The sequence below is a fragment of the Hyphomicrobium denitrificans 1NES1 genome (assembly GCF_000230975.2).
In the GTDB taxonomy this organism is placed as follows: domain Bacteria; phylum Pseudomonadota; class Alphaproteobacteria; order Rhizobiales; family Hyphomicrobiaceae; genus Hyphomicrobium_B; species Hyphomicrobium_B denitrificans_A.
The window spans coordinates 2,882,980-2,900,387 of sequence record NC_021172.1; the positions used below are offsets into that span (position 1 = coordinate 2,882,980).

The 17,408-nt window shown below is 61.5% G+C and carries 14 protein-coding genes and 1 riboswitch; of the genes, 4 read left to right on the plus strand and 10 right to left on the minus strand.

The genetic code is table 11. The features are described 5' to 3' along the window. Window positions 1-13: 13 nt before the first annotated feature. Window positions 14-799: a cobalt-precorrin-6A reductase gene (locus HYPDE_RS13810; protein ID WP_015599109.1), complete on the plus strand. Its 786-nt coding sequence runs from the start codon at window positions 14-16 to the stop codon at window positions 797-799. Here the strand turns inward: HYPDE_RS13810 and cobJ are convergent. Genes cobJ through cobW form a run of 6 tightly spaced genes read right to left on the minus strand, consistent with a single transcriptional unit; the run spans window position 769 to window position 8,485 of the window. After that, a complete protein-coding gene (cobJ, locus tag HYPDE_RS13815; protein WP_015599110.1) occupies window positions 769-1,527 on the minus strand; it encodes a precorrin-3B C(17)-methyltransferase in 759 nt (252 codons plus the stop codon). The genes HYPDE_RS13810 and cobJ overlap by 31 nt on opposite strands. Continuing rightward, window positions 1,524-2,267: a precorrin-2 C(20)-methyltransferase gene (locus HYPDE_RS13820; protein ID WP_015599111.1), complete on the minus strand. Its 744-nt coding sequence runs from the start codon at window positions 2,265-2,267 to the stop codon at window positions 1,524-1,526. The genes cobJ and HYPDE_RS13820 overlap by 4 nt, the downstream gene beginning before the upstream one ends. Then, entirely contained in the window at window positions 2,264-2,893 is a 630-nt protein-coding gene (locus HYPDE_RS13825; protein WP_015599112.1) for a precorrin-8X methylmutase, read from the minus strand. The genes HYPDE_RS13820 and HYPDE_RS13825 overlap by 4 nt, the downstream gene beginning before the upstream one ends. Then, window positions 2,890-4,167: a precorrin-3B synthase gene (cobG, locus tag HYPDE_RS13830; RefSeq protein ID WP_015599113.1), complete on the minus strand. Its 1,278-nt coding sequence runs from the start codon at window positions 4,165-4,167 to the stop codon at window positions 2,890-2,892. The genes HYPDE_RS13825 and cobG overlap by 4 nt, the downstream gene beginning before the upstream one ends. After that, on the minus strand, window positions 4,164-7,448 hold the full coding sequence (cobN, locus tag HYPDE_RS13835) for a cobaltochelatase subunit CobN (protein ID WP_015599114.1): 3,285 nt from the start codon (window positions 7,446-7,448) through the stop codon (window positions 4,164-4,166). The genes cobG and cobN overlap by 4 nt, the downstream gene beginning before the upstream one ends. Further along, the gene (gene cobW, locus HYPDE_RS13840) at window positions 7,448-8,485 is read right to left on the minus strand and encodes a cobalamin biosynthesis protein CobW (RefSeq protein ID WP_015599115.1); all 1,038 of its coding nucleotides are present in this window, start codon (window positions 8,483-8,485) and stop codon (window positions 7,448-7,450) included. Before cobW ends, cobN begins: the two co-directional genes overlap by 1 nt. A gap of 164 nt (window positions 8,486-8,649) precedes the next feature. Then, window positions 8,650-8,832, minus strand: a riboswitch (cobalamin riboswitch). A 59-nt stretch (window positions 8,833-8,891) separates the two neighbouring features. Here cobW and cobU point away from each other — a divergent pair. The 3 genes from cobU to HYPDE_RS13855 all read left to right on the plus strand — a co-directional run bounded on the left by cobU (window position 8,892) and on the right by HYPDE_RS13855 (window position 11,703). Further along, the gene (gene cobU / locus HYPDE_RS13845; RefSeq protein ID WP_015599116.1) at window positions 8,892-9,416 is read left to right on the plus strand and encodes a bifunctional adenosylcobinamide kinase/adenosylcobinamide-phosphate guanylyltransferase; all 525 of its coding nucleotides are present in this window, start codon (window positions 8,892-8,894) and stop codon (window positions 9,414-9,416) included. Window positions 9,417-9,418: 2 nt separating this feature from the next. Next, entirely contained in the window at window positions 9,419-10,042 is a 624-nt protein-coding gene (gene cobO / locus HYPDE_RS13850; protein WP_041320503.1) for a cob(I)yrinic acid a,c-diamide adenosyltransferase, read from the plus strand. A 188-nt stretch (window positions 10,043-10,230) separates the two neighbouring features. Continuing rightward, a complete protein-coding gene (locus tag HYPDE_RS13855) occupies window positions 10,231-11,703 on the plus strand; it encodes a cobyric acid synthase (protein WP_187290832.1) in 1,473 nt (490 codons plus the stop codon). Here the strand turns inward: HYPDE_RS13855 and cbiB are convergent. From cbiB to HYPDE_RS13875, 4 genes are all read right to left on the minus strand, one after another. Next, on the minus strand, window positions 11,687-12,661 hold the full coding sequence (gene cbiB, locus HYPDE_RS13860) for an adenosylcobinamide-phosphate synthase CbiB (protein ID WP_041321337.1): 975 nt from the start codon (window positions 12,659-12,661) through the stop codon (window positions 11,687-11,689). The two genes, HYPDE_RS13855 and cbiB, sit on opposite strands and share 17 nt — an antisense overlap. A gap of 46 nt (window positions 12,662-12,707) precedes the next feature. Then, on the minus strand, window positions 12,708-14,204 hold the full coding sequence (gene cobA / locus HYPDE_RS13865) for a uroporphyrinogen-III C-methyltransferase (RefSeq protein WP_187290833.1): 1,497 nt from the start codon (window positions 14,202-14,204) through the stop codon (window positions 12,708-12,710). A gap of 125 nt (window positions 14,205-14,329) precedes the next feature. Next, window positions 14,330-15,352, minus strand: a complete 1,023-nt coding sequence (locus HYPDE_RS13870) for a DUF4340 domain-containing protein (RefSeq protein ID WP_015599121.1) — start codon at window positions 15,350-15,352, stop codon at window positions 14,330-14,332. A 12-nt stretch (window positions 15,353-15,364) separates the two neighbouring features. Then, window positions 15,365-17,404 carry a GldG family protein gene (locus HYPDE_RS13875; protein WP_015599122.1) on the minus strand — a complete coding sequence of 680 codons (2,040 nt, stop codon included), beginning with the start codon at window positions 17,402-17,404 and terminating at the stop codon, window positions 15,365-15,367. Between the last annotated feature and the right edge of the window lie 4 nt (window positions 17,405-17,408).

Sequence of the window (17,408 nt, forward strand, 5' to 3'; positions counted from 1 at the left end):
TGGGGCTTTTATCATGGACGCGACGACGCAACGACCGCTCAACCTGCTCCTGCTCGGAGGGACGAGCGAGGCTGCCCGCCTTGCGAAGGAACTGGCGTGCATGCCGGGCATCGCGACGGTACTTTCGCTCGCGGGACGGACAAGCAAGGCTGCGCCGAGTCCGGTGCCGGTCCGTATCGGTGGTTTCGGCGGCATCGACGGTCTTGAGAATTATCTGCGGCAGGAAAACGTCGACGTCGTCGTCGATGCGACGCATCCCTTCGCGGCTCAGATCAGCAACAATGCCGCCACCGCTTGCACGATGGCGAACGTGCCGTTGCTCGCGATCGAGCGGCCGCCCTGGGAGCAGACCATTCGCGATAATTGGAGCGAGCACGCTACAATCGAAGGTGCCGTCACGGCATTGCCCGAGGAGCCAAGCACCATATTCTCGGCGCTCGGCCGGTCGTCGATCCCATTGCTTTGCGCGAAACCCCAGCATCGTTACGTCATCCGCGTCGTCGATCCGATGACTCCACCTCCGGAGCTTTCGGATGCAGTCATCATTTCTGCGCGCGGCCCGTTCCGTGCGGAAGACGATATCGCTTTGTTTCGTGAATATCGGATCGTGTGCGTCCTCGCGAAGAACTCCGGCGGGGACGCGACTTACGCCAAAATCGAAGCTGCGCAGCAGTTGCAATTGCCAGTTTACATGGTCAAACGGCCGACGATCGTGAAACGGCCTGCCGTCACGACGATCCAAGATGCGTTGGCATGGATCACGCATCATCATTCGTCTCGCGCGAAACGCGGTGTGTAAACCCATTTGCGGCCGTCCCTGCCTTGAACCGCGCGCGTCGCCGGAGAGCCGATAAGAACAACCGTGCGCATGTCGCATATGGCTTCCGGTGCATCTGCCAGCGTCGTGATCTCGATCGACTCGTCGCTGCGGCCAACGGCGCGCGCGAAGGCCACGATCGTTTCCGGTGCGCGGATCGTACTTAAAATGCGGAATGCTTCGCGGATCTGATCCGGGCGTGCCTTCGACGCGGGATTATAGAGCGCGATCACGAAATCCGCCTCGGCTGCAAGACGCAAGCGTTTCTCGATCGTCGCCCAGGGTTTCAGATTATCCGACAGCGATATCGCGCAGAAATCATGACCCAACGGCGCACCGATGCGTGACGCTGCCGCAAGCATCGCCGTTACACCGGGCTCGACGCGAATATCGATATCGTTCGCCAAGGCCGGCTTCTTGTCGACCGCTTCGAACACCGCCGCGGCCATTGCGAATACACCTGGATCTCCGCCTGAGACGAGCACGACGCGTTTGCCTGAGGTCGCAAGTTCGAGAGCCCGGGTCGCACGCGCAAGCTCCTCGCGATTGTCGGAAGCTTCGAAGATTTGACCGCGGCGTGGCGCCAATCGCGCGATATAGCGCTCATACCCAAGCACCACGTCCGCCATCGATACGGTTGCATCGGCGGCAGGAGTGATCCACTCGGCCGGTCCCGGCCCGAGGCCAACGATGGTCAGTTGTCCGCTCATGCGATGCGCCGTCCACGCCCGCCGGGCAGAAGAATGATCGAGAAATAGGGCACGGCGCAGTCTTCGAGTTTTGCGAGGGGTACGACTCTTTCGCCCTGCATTGTGCCGCGCTCGACGTAGATAGCCTCGGCGGAGCGACCGGCGTCGACGAGCGCTTGTTTGATCTTATCGAGGTTGTGGCCGACCTTCATGATCACCGCCGCATCGGCCGTCTTCAGATGCGATGCGAGGGCGGCACGATCCAGCGTACCGGGCAACACCATCAGGATGTCGTCTCCGTAGGTGATCGGCGCCGCGGCGGCGGTCCAGCATCCCGACATACCCGTGATGCCGGGGACGACGCGAACTGGAAACGACTTCCTGATGCGGTCATACATATGGAGGAACGACCCGTAGAAGAATGGATCGCCTTCGCAGAGCAGCGCAACATCGCGACCTTCGGCGAGATGGTGCATGATCGATCGCGCGCTTTCGGTGTAGAAATCGCGGATGGCGTCGACATAAGCATCTTCCCGAAAATCGATTTCCGTCGTCACTGGATATTCGAAAGCGGCCTCAGTCGCCTCGCCGTTCAAATGCGACGCCGCAATCGTCCATGCATGCCCCGGCCGACCCTTTTTGCGAAAGTATGCGATGATCGGTGCGGTTTTGAGAATGCGCGCAGCCTTGAGCGTCACGAGCTCCGGGTCTCCGGGACCGAGACCGACACCGTACAATGTTCCAGATGGTCTGACCGTCATTCGGCCTCGCTTGCAAGCGCGTTGACGGCAGCAGCGGCCATGGCGCTCCCGCCTTTGCGGCCTTTTATGATTGCGAATGGAATACGGCCGTCAGCAGCAAGAGCCTCTTTGGATTCCGCCGCTCCGACAAAGCCGACGGGCATTCCGATGACTGCCGCGGGTTTCTGCGCGCCTTCATCGAGCATTTCCAACAGACGGAAAAGGGCCGTCGGTGCATTGCCGACGACAATGAGCGATCCGGCAAGATGCGGTCGCCACAGTTCCATCGCGGCGGCGGTGCGGGTGTTGCCTATGTCTATTGCGATTTGCGGCACGCGCGGATCGCGCAGCGTGCATATGACGTCATTCTTTGCCGGAAGCCTCGCGCGCGTCACGCCATCTGCGACCATCATCGAGTCGCAGAGTATCGGTACGCCGCTCTTCAACGCAGCCGATGCCGATACCGCGAAGGTCGGCGACATGACGAGGTCGCGCACGATATCGACCATGCCGCACGCATGAATGATACGGACTGCGACGCGCTCTTCCTCAGGAGTTAGGCCAGCAAGGTCGGCCTCTGCGCGAATGATCGAGAACGAACGCGCATAGATCGCCGCTCCGTCGCGAATGTAATCTTGGGTCGTCATCGGGCATGCTCGAGAATAAAACGTGCGACGGCTGAATCGATTTCCGCTGGACTTACGGCTGCGAGGGCGACAGGCCCAGCAGGGTCATCGTTACAGATCACGTCGTAACGGCCATCGCGAGCGACGAGTGTCAATGCGGCGGCTCCGCGCCGGGCGCATCCCTTTTCGCAGCCTGAAACATGAATTGAAGGCAAAGACGGCCGCCCGCGAACGGCATCGGCGATGCGCCGCGCGTCGCGCCGGGTTTCGGTCGTCGCATTCGCGCATGCCGGGGAGCCGGGGCAGACGTCGAAAAGGAGTCGTGGATCGTCGGGCTCCGTGATGAGGCCTTGGCGCTTCGCTTCGGTCAATATGTTATCGCGCTTTGTGTCATCGTCGACCGGAAAGACGAGAACACGCTGCGGGCTCATCCGCACGACGTCTGTTCCGGCGTTCGACGCGACTGCATACAATGCTCCGAGCTGATGTGCATCGATCCGTCCGAAGGGGAGGCCAACCCCGGCAGCGAACACCTGCCCGCGATGATTTAACGAGCCTGCTGGGGGCAACGAAACTGCATCTATCTCGGTGGCTGCGAGCTTTGTCGATTCAAGGCCAGCCGCCGCGTAGATCGTTGCGCTGCCGCTGCGTGCAACGGCATCCTTCATTCGTCCGATCGCCAGATCGCTTGCGCGAAGCTCCAGGAAGACTGCCGTTAAACCCGTGACGGCTTCGACGACGCGGTGCGGAGGAAGAAGCGCGCCGACCTCGATGTTGCCATCCAGTGAAACTGCATACGTTTCGGGCGCAATCGACGATACCATGATGTCGGTCGAGCGATCGCCTACGCGTGCCTCTGCCGTTCCTGAAAAACTGAATCCAAATTTTCCGGGCAATTGCCAGAACGTGCGATCTTCAATGAGAATATTTTCGAGCCGTCCCGTTAGTGAGCGGATATCGGTGCGTGCCGGGTCGATGCCGCTCAGCGGATCGACGATAATATTGCGTACCGCCTCGGCTCTCTCATCGGCATCTATCAAGCCGGCGTCGCCCAAGTCCGCCAGCGCTTGCGAATGGCTTGCCGCTGTAAGGCCGCGTAACTGCAGATTGCCGCGATTGGTCAGATCGATTTCACCAGAGCCAAACTCGGCAGCGGTTTTCGCGATCGTCGACAAGGCCGAGATGGGCAGCGTTCCGACGCGTGGCCTGATCCGCAGTATCAGCCCATCGCCCGATTCCATCGGCCGCAATGCACCCGGGCACCAGCCCTTGCGCAGGGAAGATCGCGCGATCATTCGGCGGCCTCGCGCGATGAAGGGTGATCAGGTTTGGCATGACCTTCGGGGCGCATGGCAATATCGTTGCGCCGCGGATGCCAAAGGCCACGCGCGATGGCTTCATCGAAGCGCCGTCGCATTGCGTCAATTGCAGCAGGATTCTCTCGCGCGATAAACGCGGCGACGGCCGGATCGCCGAGATACGCTTGATAAAGCCGTTCGAACCCGCCATCGTCGATGACCTTTGCCGTCGCCGCGAAGGCGAATGCCGCATCGACGCTCTGCGCCATCTCAGCGGCGCCACGAAAGCCATGCCGCATCTGACCGTCGATCCAGCGCGGGTTTGCAGCTCGTCCGTGCACGACGCGCGCGCATTCTTCTGCAAGCGTGCGAACGCGCGGTGCCTCCGGAACGCCGGTATCGCCATGATAGAGCGACACCTTCCCATTTCCGACGGAGGCCGCAGCCGCCGCAAAGCCGCCTTCGTGCGCGGCGAAATCGCCGCCGGTCAGAAGATCTATCTCGCGATGATCCTGGATGTGAACGAACGCATCGGCATTCTTTACGCGCGATTCAAAATCGTTCCCCGCAGCGGCGGATGTGCCGTCGGCGTTATATGCGTGTGCGGAGCTTTCGATGTAGGACGCGCCCAGTTCGGCTTGGTTTGCCCACACACCGCGGTCGATCAACTGCATGACACCCGAGCCGAAGCTCCGGTCCGCCGGGCCAAAAATGCGATCGAGGTGCATTTCGGTCTTTGCACATTCGACAAGCGGGTTGTCGCTTGCATCCTCGCGCAATTGAGCGACGAGAGCGACGGCCGTGTCGAACAGCGCGAGCTGCGCGCCGAACATATCGCGGAATAGCCCCGAAATCCGGAGCGTGACGTCGACACGCGGCCGTCCGAGTTCAGCGACCGCCTCCGTCTCGACCCCCGTGACGCGATAGGAGCGTTCGTCCCAGGCCGGCCGGACGCCCAACAATGCAAGCGCCGTCGCAAGCTCCTCGCCGCCGGTGCGCAGCGTGGCGCTGCCCCAGAGGTCGAGCACGATAGCGCGCGGCCACTCGCCGTGATCGGAGACGTAACGTTCGAGGATGGCTTTGGCGGCGCGCTTACCGTTCGCCCACGCGGTTGGCGTTGGGATGGCGCGCGGATCGACGCTGAAGAGATTACGCCCGGTCGGCAAAACGTCGGACCGGCCGCGGCTTGGCGCCCCTGCCGGCCCTGGCTCGATGAACTTCCCATCGAGAGCGCGGACGATGGCATCGAGTTCTGCATCATTGAGCACGTGCAAGCCGTCTCTGATGCTCAGCTCTTTCACATCGCAGAGGAACGCATCGATGCACACCAGCGCGTCGGCGGCTGGCATACCTGTCGTCAGACCGCATCGTTCAGCAATTCCGGCGCGCGTGGCGGCGTCGACGATCTGCTCCGACAATGATTTGCGTCTGCGCGGGTCAAGGCCGTCGGCCGATGAAAACTCGTCGACGAGACGTTCAACCTCGCTCAGGGGACCGGAAATGCCTGCGTCGGTCATCGGCGGCGGAAGATGTCCGAGCGTCACGGCCGCGATGCGACGCTTCGCCTGCGCGGCTTCGCCGGGATCGTTGACGATGAACGGATAAACGAGCGGCAGCGACCCGAGAATTGCACGCGGCGCGCAGGTTTCGCTGCCCGCAACGGCTTTTCCGGGCAGCCATTCTAGCGTGCCGTGGGCGCCTAAATGGATGAGCGCATCGATTTTCGCGACGTGTCTAAGCCAGAGATAGAACGCGACGTAGCTGTGGCGCGGTGGCGTGTTGGGATCGTGATATTCGGCTTTACGGTCCTGCGGCTGTCCGCGCTCGGGCTGCAATCCGACGATCAGATTTTCGAAGTGCGCGGCTCGGAACGGGAAAGCGCCGCCGACGCAAAATGCATCTTCTTCAGGCGCACCCCAGGCCGACATCACCAAATCCTGGAAGCCCTGCGGCAACTTCCTGAATGCGCTTTTGTAAGCATCGAGCGACCATGAGATCGTCTCCGGGGCCGTCAGCATGTCGGTGACGTCGCGCGCTGTTTCCGGGGCGTCCGCTACGCCGTAACCTTCGCGTTTCAAGCGATCGACGATACGCAACGCGCTTTCAAACCCGTCGAGCCCGACGGCGTGCGCAATCTGGTCAGGGCGACCCGGATAGGTCGATAACAGAAGGCCAACGCGGCGTTCGGTCCGTGGCATTGTGCGGAGGCGCGTCCATGCGGCAGCGAGGTCGGCGACGTGAGCAATTCCATGATCATACGGCATATGCCGGAGCAGCGAGACACCGAGATCGTTGGTCGTATCGTCGGACTCTTTGAACGAAACGACGCCGGCGAACAACCGGCCGTCAAGCTCCGGCAGGACGACGTGCATTGCCATATCCGATGCGCTGACGCCGCGCTGCGATCGCTCCCATAGCGTTTGCGGCGCGTTCGTCAGGGCGACTTGCAGAACCGGGCAGTCGGCGACGTCGAGCGGCGAGGTCTGCTCTCCGTCGCGCGCCGCGAACGCCGTGGCGTTGACGATGACGGCAGGAGCAATCTTCTTCAGCTCGCTTCGTAGCCAGTCGGCGGCAGCGGGCGTCTTAAGGCTCGGCAAAAAGATTGCTGTGGCCGGCAGTCCACGTTGCTCCAGCGCATCGGCGAGCGCATCGAGTGGCGCGACGTCGCCCGCCAGCAGATGCGATCGGTAGAAGACGATAACGGCGGAGCCGCGCGCCTTTTCCAAATTTTCTCGATAGATGCCGTATGCCGGGATGGCGCGAACGCCCGGCATTGCGTCGGTGTCGCCCGACGCCCGAGCCAACAAGGCAGTGAGCCCCGCTCGCGTATTCTCGATGCCGCCTTCGTCGAGCAATGCTTCGAGATGCGCCAAGTCATCGCTCGGAAGCGTCGAGAGTGCAGCAAGGCGCAAGTCCGGCCGCCCGTCGCCGGGAACGATCGCTAATGCGACTCCAAGCTCGCGGCATCGCCGACTCAACTGCTCGCCGCCGTAGCGCCAGTAATCGAGGCCGCCGAGCAGGCGCACGAGAACCGCCTTCGAGCCTTTCACCGTCGCGTCGATGAACAGGTCGACCGACATCGGATGCCGGAGTGCGCTCAAACTGGCGACGCGCAGGCTCGGCCGCTCGGCTTTCGGCACGTCGCGGAACGCCGCGGCGGCCATCGCCAAGTCCGAGTCCGAAAACGACAGAACCAAGATATCCGCGGGTGAGAGCCCGAGGTCCTGCACGGCTGCAGCCTCGTCAAGCTCTCTGGCCTCACGAACAACGATATGCATCAGGTTTCGCCTGTCAAAGTTCGAACGATCGCGTCGCGGTCGAGACCTTTTTGTCCGATGACGACGAGGCGACCGATGCGCGGCTCTTCCGGATGCCATGAGCGCTCGTAGCGCGTGTCAACGCGCGCTCCGACGCCCTGCAGCAGAAGTCGCATCGGCTTGCCGCCGATGGCCGCATAACCTTTAACGCGCAAAACGTCGTGCGCATTGGCGACGGCCTTGGCGCGCGATGCGAGATCGTCGGGAGAGGAAACTTCCGGAACATGGACGATGAACGTTTCGAAGTCGTCGTGATCGTGCTCGGCTTCGTTATCGTGGTGCGACGGGCGCGCTGCGAGATCGTCTTCAGCAGCGGCCGATAATCCGAGCAGGACGCTTGCCGGCACCTGCCCTTCGCGCGCCGCAACGATCTTGATCGCGCGCGGTACCGTGCCCTTGATCTCTTCCGAGAGCGACTTGATCTCTTCATCCGATAATAAGTCGGCTTTGTTCAACACAACGAGATCGGCGCAGAGAAGCTGATCCTGGTAGACTTCTTCCAACGGGTTTTCATGATCGACCGAAGGATCGGCCGCACGCTGTGCCGCGATCTTCTCCGGGTCGTCGACGAAGCGGCCGGCCCTGACCGCCGGTCCATCGACGACGGTCACGACGCCATCGACGGTTACGCGATTGCGGATATCGGGCCACTCGAACGCCTTGACGAGCGGCTTCGGCAAAGCGAGACCCGACGTTTCGATGATGATGTGCTCGGGCGCAGGCTCACGCGACAACAGCGCTTCGAGCGTCGGTATGAAATCGTCGGCAACCGTGCAGCAAATGCAGCCGTTGGTCAGTTCGACGATGTTCTCTTCCGGGCAATTTTCGATCCCGCATGAACGCAGAATCGTCCCGTCGACGCCAACGTCACCGAATTCATTGACGATCAGGGCCAAGCGGCGACCGTCGGCGGTTTCAATCGCGTGGCGGACAAGCGTCGTTTTTCCGGCGCCAAGGAATCCCGTGACAATCGTGACCGGAACTTTGCGTGCAATCATTGGGGTGCCCCCGATGCGAACATTTCAGATGTGAGCGACGGCTCCGCACACGCATGCGGATCGCATCACGAATTCGGCTTCGATAGTCTAAGGGAGCGCACCGGCCGGCGCGACGAGAGCTGCGTGTTGCATCTTAACCTTTCCGCGCCCCACCGGCGCCGGTTCGAGTTGGCTGTCTGACGGCAGGTTTCCTGGCTCGCGGGTCGCGGCATCTGGCAACCTTCCCGGGATTTCCCAGTGGTACTTTTGCCATGTGCTCGCCGCCTACAGTTGCGGGGGCAGCTGCGGAGTTAAACCGCATTCCCTTCAAAACCCTCTTGCGAGGGACCGTCAGCACAATCGATAAGTGACCCCCTGTGCTTCGTCAATCGCCCAGCGTGCCTCAGACGTCGTTCGAAAGCCCATTATGTCCGATCAAATGCTGCCGCCGCTGACGCTGATCCTGGGGGGTGCCCGGTCCGGCAAAAGCTCTTATGCCGAAGGTCTTTTAACGGCGTTGCCGGTGCCGTGGGCGTACATTGCGACGGCTGAAGCCTTCGACGACGAAATGCGGCGCCGCATCGAGCACCATCAAGCACGGCGCGGAGCCGGTTGGATTCAATACGAAACGCCGCTGGACATCGCAGCGACGCTTTCGGGCGACGCTGCCGATCAGCCGTGCCTCGTCGATTGCCTGACACTGTGGCTGTCGAACCTGATGCATGCCGACCGGAATATTGCGCACGAAACGGACAATCTTGTCGGCGCGCTGTCCAAACGTTCCGCACCCTGTATCATGGTATCGAACGAGGTCGGGCTCGGGATTGTGCCCGATAATGATCTGGCGCGGCTGTTCCGCGACGAGGCGGGCCGGCTCAATCAGCGCATCGCGGCGGTCGCCGATTGCGTCGTGTTTGTCGCTGCCGGATTGCCGATGACTTTGAAAGGTTGACCATGAGCACCACACCCACCCCTGTGACCGATGACGCCGAGCGCCACAAGTCAAAAATGGCGAAGCGCAAGGCCGTGCAGGACGCCGAGGTCGCGAGCAAGACGATCGAAAAAGGCGTGCTGCTCGTTCATACTGGACCCGGCAAAGGAAAATCGACGGCAGCGTTCGGGCTCGCTCTGCGCGCTCTCGGTCACGGCTGGCGCATTGGCGTCGTTCAGTTCATCAAGGGCGCGTGGCAGACAGGCGAGCGCGATGCGCTGATGCGCTTCGGCGATCAGGTCTCCTGGCACACGATGGGCGAAGGCTTCACCTGGGAGACGCAGGATAAAGCACGCGATATCGCGGCTGCGACGCGCGCCTTCGCGAAAGCGCGCGAACTAATGGCCGATCCGACGATACGCCTTCTGATTTTGGACGAATTGAACATCGCGCTACGCTACGACTATCTGCCGGTCGACGAGGTTGTCGAGGCGCTTCGCAACCGGCGCAGCGATCTGCATGTCGTCGTCACGGGACGGAACGCGAAGCCGGAACTCATGGCGATTGCCGACGGCGTCACCGACATGGGCGCCGTCAAGCACCACTTCGCGGCGGGCATCAAGGCGCAGGAAGGCATCGAGTTTTAGTGAGGTCCGGTCCTGCACAAGTTTGCCTAGTCTTCAGCTCTTTCTTTCGCCAAGCATTTTGGCAGGCCACCCGCCTGGTGCTTCACCCCACCCCTAACCCCTCCCCGTCAAGGGGAGGGGAATAGGCGGGACGGGTTTCTCATGATGGAATGCCGTTTGCGGCAGTCCGTAAAATTTTGAGGAAAGATATGCCGGCGCGGGCGTTGATGTTTTCAGGCACCGGCTCGGATGTCGGCAAGTCGCTGATCGTCGCCGGGCTCTGTCGCCTGTTCGCCAATCGCGGCACCCGTGTCGTGCCGTTCAAACCGCAGAACATGTCGAACAATGCGGCGGTAACGGCGGACGGCGGCGAGATCGGCCGTGCGCAGGCGTTGCAGGCGCGGGCCGCACGCGTTGCACCGTCGGTGCACATGAACCCTGTGCTGTTGAAGCCGCAGAGCGAGACGGGTGCTCAGATCATCGTGCAAGGGCGAATGGCTGGCTCGGCGGGCGCACGCGAATTTCAAACGAAAAAGCGCGATCTCATGTCGGCCGTGCTTGGTAGCTTCGCGCGCCTCAAAGCTGATGCCGATCTCATCCTCGTTGAAGGTGCGGGCAGCGCATCAGAGATCAATCTTCGCGCTAATGACATCGCCAACATCGGATTTGCGCGTGCTGCGGACGTTCCGGTCGTCTTGATCGGCGACATCGACCGGGGCGGCGTCATTGCGAGTCTCGTCGGCACGAAACACGTTCTCGATCCCGGCGACGCGGCGATGATCCGTGGCTTTATCGTCAACAAAATGCGCGGCGATGCCTCGCTGTTTGCGGACGGGATGGCCGCAATCGAGCGCCTGACGCAATGGGTGCCCATCGGGCTCGTTCCATATTTTGATGAAGCACGAAAACTCCCTGCCGAGGATGCGCTTGGGCTGCGTGATCTATTGAAATCATGCTCGTCCGAACGGGTCGGAAAACTGATGATCGCAGTGCCGATGCTGCCGCGCATCTCGAATTTCGATGATCTCGATCCGCTCAGGAATGAGCCTAACGTCAGCGTCGAACTTGTTGATCGAGGACGTCCCATTCCCGCCGACACCGATCTTATTCTGCTTCCAGGCTCGAAAGCGACGATCGACGATCTTGCAGTTTTGCGCGCCGAAGGTTGGGACATCGATATCAAAGCGCACGTGCGTCGCGGTGGCCGCGTGCTCGGGCTTTGCGGCGGCTATCAGATGCTCGGCAAATATATTTCCGACCCGCACGGCATCGAAGGGCCGGCCCGCAGCGTCGAAGCTCTCGGGCTGCTCGATGTCGAGACGGAGCTTGGATCAGAGAAAAGGCTGGCGAACGTCGAAGGTACGCTTTATGCATCCGGCGCGGCCTTCACTGGTTACGAAATGCACGTCGGCAAAACGACCGGCTCCGATCTCGATCGGCCGTTTCTGACGTTTACGGATGGGCGACACGACGGCGCCGTCTCACGGAATGGGCGCGTTGCAGGGTGCTACGTCCATGGATTGTTTTCGTCCGACGCTGCGCGCGCGGCGTTTCTTTCCAAGCTTGGTACTGAACCGTCGGGAGAAAGCTACGAGGCTCTCGTCGATGGCGTGCTGGATCGCCTGGCCGAGCACTTGGCTGAGCACATCGATATCGACTGCCTGCTTACACTTGCGAGATAAGCGCGAGCCCGAGAAGAATTGCGATCATTAGTGCCGACGCCGCGCCTGAGAGCCGGAGCGCGCGATAAATGTCTGCGGCCGTCGCCTCGCGGTGTCCGTCTCCCATGTAGGCATCCTCCACTGGTGTTGTGCCGTAGGTTTTCGGGCCGTTGAGTTTGAGGCCGAGCGCTCCGGCCATTGCACTTTCCGGCCAGCCGGCATTCGAGGAGCGATGATGCCGTGCGTCGCGGCACATCGCGCGCAATGCGCTTTGCGTAGAGCCGTTTGGCACAAGCCGAGCTGCGAGAGCGAACAGCAATCCGGTCAACCGCGAAGCGGGCAGGTTGACGAGATCATCGAGGCGCGCGGCCGCCCAACCGAATGCCTCGTGACGCGGTGTACGATGGCCGATCATGCTGTCTGCGGTATTGATGGCCTTATAGGCGGCGAGGCCGGGGAGCCCCAGAACCGCGAACCAGAAGACGGGCGCCGTGACACCGTCGGACGCATTCTCCGCGAGGCTTTCAATGGCCGCGCGGGCGACACCGTGTTCGTCGAGCGTTTGCGGATTGCGGCCGACGATACGGCCGACCGCGGTGCGCGCAGTTTCGAGCCCATCCCTTTCAAGGGTTCGTGCAACATCGCGGACGTGTTCATAGAGGCTGCGGCTGGCGAGCATAGTCGATGCAAGCAACGCAAGTACCAGATTTCCGACCCAGGTCGAGGCAAGCGCGCTTTGGGTCAGCCACGCGACACCGGCAGGGATTGCGATAATGAGCAGAAGCGCAAGCATGCCAGACACTTTGCGCGCGCTTACATTCTCCTCGTCACGATTGAGGTCGCGATCGAGCTTGCCAATCAGCGCGCCGATCCAGGTGACCGGATGTCCGATGATCTTATAGAGGCGCTGTGGATACCCGAACGCGGCTTCAAATCCGAGCGCGGCGACAAGAATAACCAACGTCGTCGCGACCGACATGACCGCTATCCAGCTTTCGATGGGCAATGGCGAGATTTCATTCCACTCAGCTTGCTATCGGCAATCCGCCGAGAACCGAAGCAAGAGTGCTCGCCTGCTCCGCCGCGTCCGCGGTGGTCGCATAGCGCAGCGCTTCGCCGATCATGACGAGCACAGGTCCCTCGGGATGAGCAGCGTCGAGTTCCGCAGCGATCGCACCTACCGATGACAGGAAGACTCGTTCGTCCGAACGTGTTGCGTTCGCGACAGCGATGGCCGGCGTCTTCGGATCGAGCCCGTGCGAAATCACGGCCTCGGTCAGCTCTGCGAGCGTGCGTTTCGGCATATAGACCACGGTCGTGGCGGCATTGTCCGCAATCGCGCCCCAATCAATATCGGAGGGTAGATGGCCGCGCCTGTCGTGCGCCGTGATGAACTGCAGTCGGCGCGCATAATCGCGATGCGTCAGCGCCACCTTCAGACCTGCGGCCGCGCCCTGGGCCGAGGTCACGCCCGCAACGACAGAAATGGGGACGCCGGCGTCCTGGCATGCAGCGATCTCTTCGCCTGCCCTGCCGAAGATCAACGGATCGCCGGACTTGAGGCGAACGACCTTGAGACCTTCGCGCGCCAATCGGATCATCTCGGCATTGATGTCGGGCTGCTTGCACGACTTTCGGTACCCGCGCTTGCCGACGTCGATCAGCTTCGCACCGGGGCGGACGCAGGAGAGAATGGGCTTGGCGACAAGGTCGTCGTAGAGCACCGCGTCGGCCGATTGCAGAGCACGCAAGGCTTTGATAGTCAGAAGGTCCGGATCACCGGGACCGGCGCCGACGAGCGTCACCGACCCCGCCGACGCTCTACTGGGATGATTTGCATCGTTCGCGCGGACAGCTTTGCTCTGCGATCCCAATTCAGAATAACGTGTTTCGAACGGCGTGCGCGGCTGCCATCCGAGACGTTCGAGTTCCGGGTCGAGGTGCTCTTCCTCAGGCCAGCCGAGAAGCAGATAGCCGATGAACTTCCAATGTTTCGGAGCGCCGAGCGCTGCCGAAATCGCGGTCGGATCGACGATCGATACCCAGCCCAAACCAAGCCCAGCTTCGCGCGCGGCCAGCCACAGCATCGTCACCATGCAGGCGCACGAGCTTTCGAGGGTTTCAGGCATCGTCTGACGGCCGAGCCCATGACCCTGCCCTGCATGATGATCGCAGAAAACCGCGAGGTGGACGGGCGCCGCATCGAAACCGGCGAGCTTCAATTTGTTGTAGAGGCTGGCTTGCTCGCCATCGTAGACGTCGGCCGATTTACGGCGCTCCGCCTCGAAGTTTCGAACGACCGCGGCGCGAACCCCCGCATCTTTGACATTCACGATGCGCCAAGGCTGGCTGTTGCCGACGGATGGCGCGAGATCGGCAAGGCGCAGCAGCCGGTCGATCAGAGCGTCAGGCACGGGCTCCTTTCTGAACCGCCGTACGTCACGGCGCCAGCGGATCAGCTGCTCTAGGGATACCGGAGCGGCCTGCCCGAACATTGAATTTTCAGAATCGCGAGATGTCATCGACAAAGGTTACCCGGCTCAGACCAGTCGTCAGAGTCTAAAACGCTCCTATAGCATCTTTGGTCCGGGGACAGAGAGGCCCGAGGTCGCAATCGCCCGGGCCAATCCCAAGAAATTGTTGGGATTTACGAACCCGCATCCTCGAGCATGTCCGCCTGTTTTTTCATCAGGCTGGTAACTTTCGCGGGCGGAATTTCAAATTCCCAGCCGCTAACCAACGCGGACATGGCGTCGGCGTCCTTTTTGGCATCGCCTTGGCCGGTGGGAATGATCGAAACCCAGGCCTGTTTGCCGTCGGATTTCAGATCGAGTTCGACTTTCAGGCCCTTGTCGGTCTCGAACGTCGCTTTGCCGGCGGTCTTCATCGTGTCGGATGGATTGGCCTTACGCACGTTGAGGAAATCGACGTAACTTGCGGACTCGATGATCTCATCAACCGAGTTCACGTATTTGAGCTTCTTGCCGGCCGGCATCTGGCTGAGCTTGAAACTCTTGCCGTCAGCGTCTCGCTCGATTGTATACGCAGGCTCTCCAGCGACTTCGATCGATGCCGTCTTAATCGTATCGGTCGGCACGTCGACGACCCGCGTCTTAGCCCAGTCCTTGAGCTGCGCCGAGCCGTCGATCGCGCGGTCGGCGAGCCAAGTTTGCGTTTCGCCGGGACGGCGCACGTAGGTTCCGCTCTTACTCGCGCCGAAGGCATCGTTTTTCTTGTTGCCGACGATGATTTCGCCGACCGGTGCGCCGCCCGCATCGAGGAAACGGATAAGTCGCGCGGTCGATCCGCTCTGCTTCGGATCGGTGAGGCCCAGCAAGGCGAGCCGGTCTTTCCTGGCCGTCTTGCGCTCGACGAGGGAAGCCTGCGACGCCGAGACCATCAGCGTGCGGATCGCATCCACATTGGCCGGATAATTTTCCTGGCTCGGAATGATCCACTTGCCGTCTTGATTGGTGAGCTTCAGGACCTTGCCGCCTTGCTCGATCTCGATGGAGGCAACCTTGTCACCAGACGTTTTGAGAGTCGGCAGCATGGCTTCGCTTTTGCCGTTCGAGACGGTCCAGGGCTGCGTCGTCACGTAGGCCGATATGGCGACGGCAAGCGAGATAACGGCGACGACGAGCAGGGTCGCAAAATTGCGCGGCTTCATTTCCATCCCTCCTCAGCGATCGTTCTTCGGCCGGCGGCGCTGACGCGAGCGCCGCCACGAGAGTCCGGCCGCTGCCGCTCCGAGCATCAGCGGAACGAGGCCGATGTTGGCAAATTTGAGCCAGCCGTCGAGCGAGTCGATGTTCTCGCGCAGCGCCAGCTTGACCTTTCTCAGTTCGCGGCGGGTATCGAGCATCTCGCCACGGAACTTATCGACCGCCTGCTGCTCCTTGTCGGTCAGGATGATGCCGTTGCTGCCGTCGCCCGACGACTGGATCTTCTGCAATTCGGCCTGAGCCGTCTTCAGTTTCTCTTCGAGTGCTTCCTCCTTGGCGCGGAACTTCCGCTCGGCGTCGCGCCGCAGGTCCTCGACCAGCGTGAACGGGCGTTCCTTCACACCGCGTCCGCGCAATGCGATCAGCGCGTTGCTGCCGGAGAGATTTTCGAGCGCGCCGACGACGAACGCGGCGTTGTGAGCGGTCGGAATGACGACGTTCTGGCCCATCATCTGACGGTTGACCCAGAACTGATCCGCCAGGATATCGGTGTCAGCGACGACGATGACGTTGATCTTGCCGGACTTGACCGGTTGGGCCTTCACTTCCTTAACCGCCGGCGTGGCCGATGCCGACTTCGATGTATCCGCAGAGGCGTCAGTCTTGGTTTTGTCGTCCGCTTTCTTTTGGTCCTCGGGCTTCTTGGCGGCCGCGTCTGCGGGCTTCGGCGGCCCGTCGGGGAATGCCGACTTCGTTTCGCCCGCGAGCCGGGCCGCGAGCGTGAGCTTGTGGCCGCCCGAGACGTAGTCGCGCAGCAGAGCCAGCGGGTCAGCTCCGAATCCCACCTTTTTCGGTTCGATGATCTCAGCATCGCTACTCGTTTGCAGGATGGGTGTGAAGTCGACGGTCGAGCCGTCGACTTTGCTCAAGACTCCCGCCGAAGCGACGTTGATCTCATCAATGCCCGCGGCCAGCACATCGTTTGCGTTGATGCTCGACTTGTCGAGGCCAAGCCACGCAACGAAGTCCGTCACCATCGGCTGATTGCCGGGGCCATTGCCACCGAACTGCACGCGGCGTGCATGACGAATGTCGGCTGCGACCTGCTTATGATCGAAATTGACGCCCCAACCCTTCAGCAACTTGGCCAATTCTTCGCGGCCGTTGCCTTTATCCTGCAGCAGCTGCATCTCGGCTGATTCCGCGACCGGGTCGATGAAGGCAAGAAGCTTTCCGCCCTTCATCACATACTGGTCGATAGCGTATGCGGCTTCGGGCGTGAGCTTCGTCGGCTGCGCCACCATCAGGACGTCGACATCGGACGGAATCTGCTTGACGTTCTGGTCGATCGTGCGGACGTCGAAGAATTCACGGATCTGGCTCATGATGAGCCATGGCTGCGTTGCCTGCTGGCGCATCGGCGATTTGCCACCGTCGAGAGGCAGTGACGTCATCAGACCGATGGTGCGCTTTTTCGGGTTGGCCAGAGAGTAGATGAGCTTCGTGACATCATACTCAAGGAACGACTCGCGATCGGGAGAAAAGAAGGGGATAATCTCCTGATTATCGGTCGCGTTCGTCGCGACGAGGCCGAAGTAACCCGTCTCACCGTCCGCATTCAGGCGCAAGCCTCGAAGCCCTGCTGCGACCGCCTTGTCCTCTGCGTCCGAGAACGGCTCGGGATCGACGATCGAAAGCTGGAGCTTGCCTCCGGAAATGTCGCGGTATTGCTCGAAGAGCGCCCTGACGCGATCAAAGTAGCGCGCCGTGTCAGGCGACGCCGCGGCGAGGTTCTTTGAAAAATAGAGGCGCGTGCTGATCGGCTCCTCAATCGACTTCAGAATTTCGCGGGTCCCCTGCGAGATCGTGAACAACTTGTCCTGCGTCAGGTCGGCGCTCCAGGTCTTGAGACCGATCGAGGACACCAGATTGACGGACAGCAGGATGACCGCCGCCAGCGCCAAGCCCGACCAGGCCAGCGTCGAGCGCTTCAGCGTCGCGCACCACGCCACCAACGGCGCGAAGACGCGCTTCAACGGTTCGAAACGATCAGCCATGATC

Bases quoted from the DNA above. Each gene is read 5' to 3' on its own strand.
- HYPDE_RS13810 (WP_015599109.1), top strand. From the start codon at position 14: ATGGACGCGACGACGCAACGACCGCTCAACCTGCTCCTGCTCGGAGGG.
- cobJ (WP_015599110.1), bottom strand. From the start codon at position 1,527: ATGAGCGGACAACTGACCATCGTTGGCCTCGGGCCGGGACCGGCCGAG.
- HYPDE_RS13820 (WP_015599111.1), bottom strand. From the start codon at position 2,267: ATGACGGTCAGACCATCTGGAACATTGTACGGTGTCGGTCTCGGTCCC.
- HYPDE_RS13825 (WP_015599112.1), bottom strand. From the start codon at position 2,893: ATGACGACCCAAGATTACATTCGCGACGGAGCGGCGATCTATGCGCGT.
- cobG (WP_015599113.1), bottom strand. From the start codon at position 4,167: ATGATCGCGCGATCTTCCCTGCGCAAGGGCTGGTGCCCGGGTGCATTG.
- cobN (WP_015599114.1), bottom strand. From the start codon at position 7,448: ATGCATATCGTTGTTCGTGAGGCCAGAGAGCTTGACGAGGCTGCAGCC.
- cobW (WP_015599115.1), bottom strand. From the start codon at position 8,485: ATGATTGCACGCAAAGTTCCGGTCACGATTGTCACGGGATTCCTTGGC.
- cobU (WP_015599116.1), top strand. From the start codon at position 8,892: ATGTCCGATCAAATGCTGCCGCCGCTGACGCTGATCCTGGGGGGTGCC.
- cobO (WP_041320503.1), top strand. From the start codon at position 9,419: ATGAGCACCACACCCACCCCTGTGACCGATGACGCCGAGCGCCACAAG.
- HYPDE_RS13855 (WP_187290832.1), top strand. From the start codon at position 10,231: ATGCCGGCGCGGGCGTTGATGTTTTCAGGCACCGGCTCGGATGTCGGC.
- cbiB (WP_041321337.1), bottom strand. From the start codon at position 12,661: ATGTCGGTCGCGACGACGTTGGTTATTCTTGTCGCCGCGCTCGGATTT.
- cobA (WP_187290833.1), bottom strand. From the start codon at position 14,204: ATGACATCTCGCGATTCTGAAAATTCAATGTTCGGGCAGGCCGCTCCG.
- HYPDE_RS13870 (WP_015599121.1), bottom strand. From the start codon at position 15,352: ATGAAGCCGCGCAATTTTGCGACCCTGCTCGTCGTCGCCGTTATCTCG.
- HYPDE_RS13875 (WP_015599122.1), bottom strand. From the start codon at position 17,404: ATGGCTGATCGTTTCGAACCGTTGAAGCGCGTCTTCGCGCCGTTGGTG.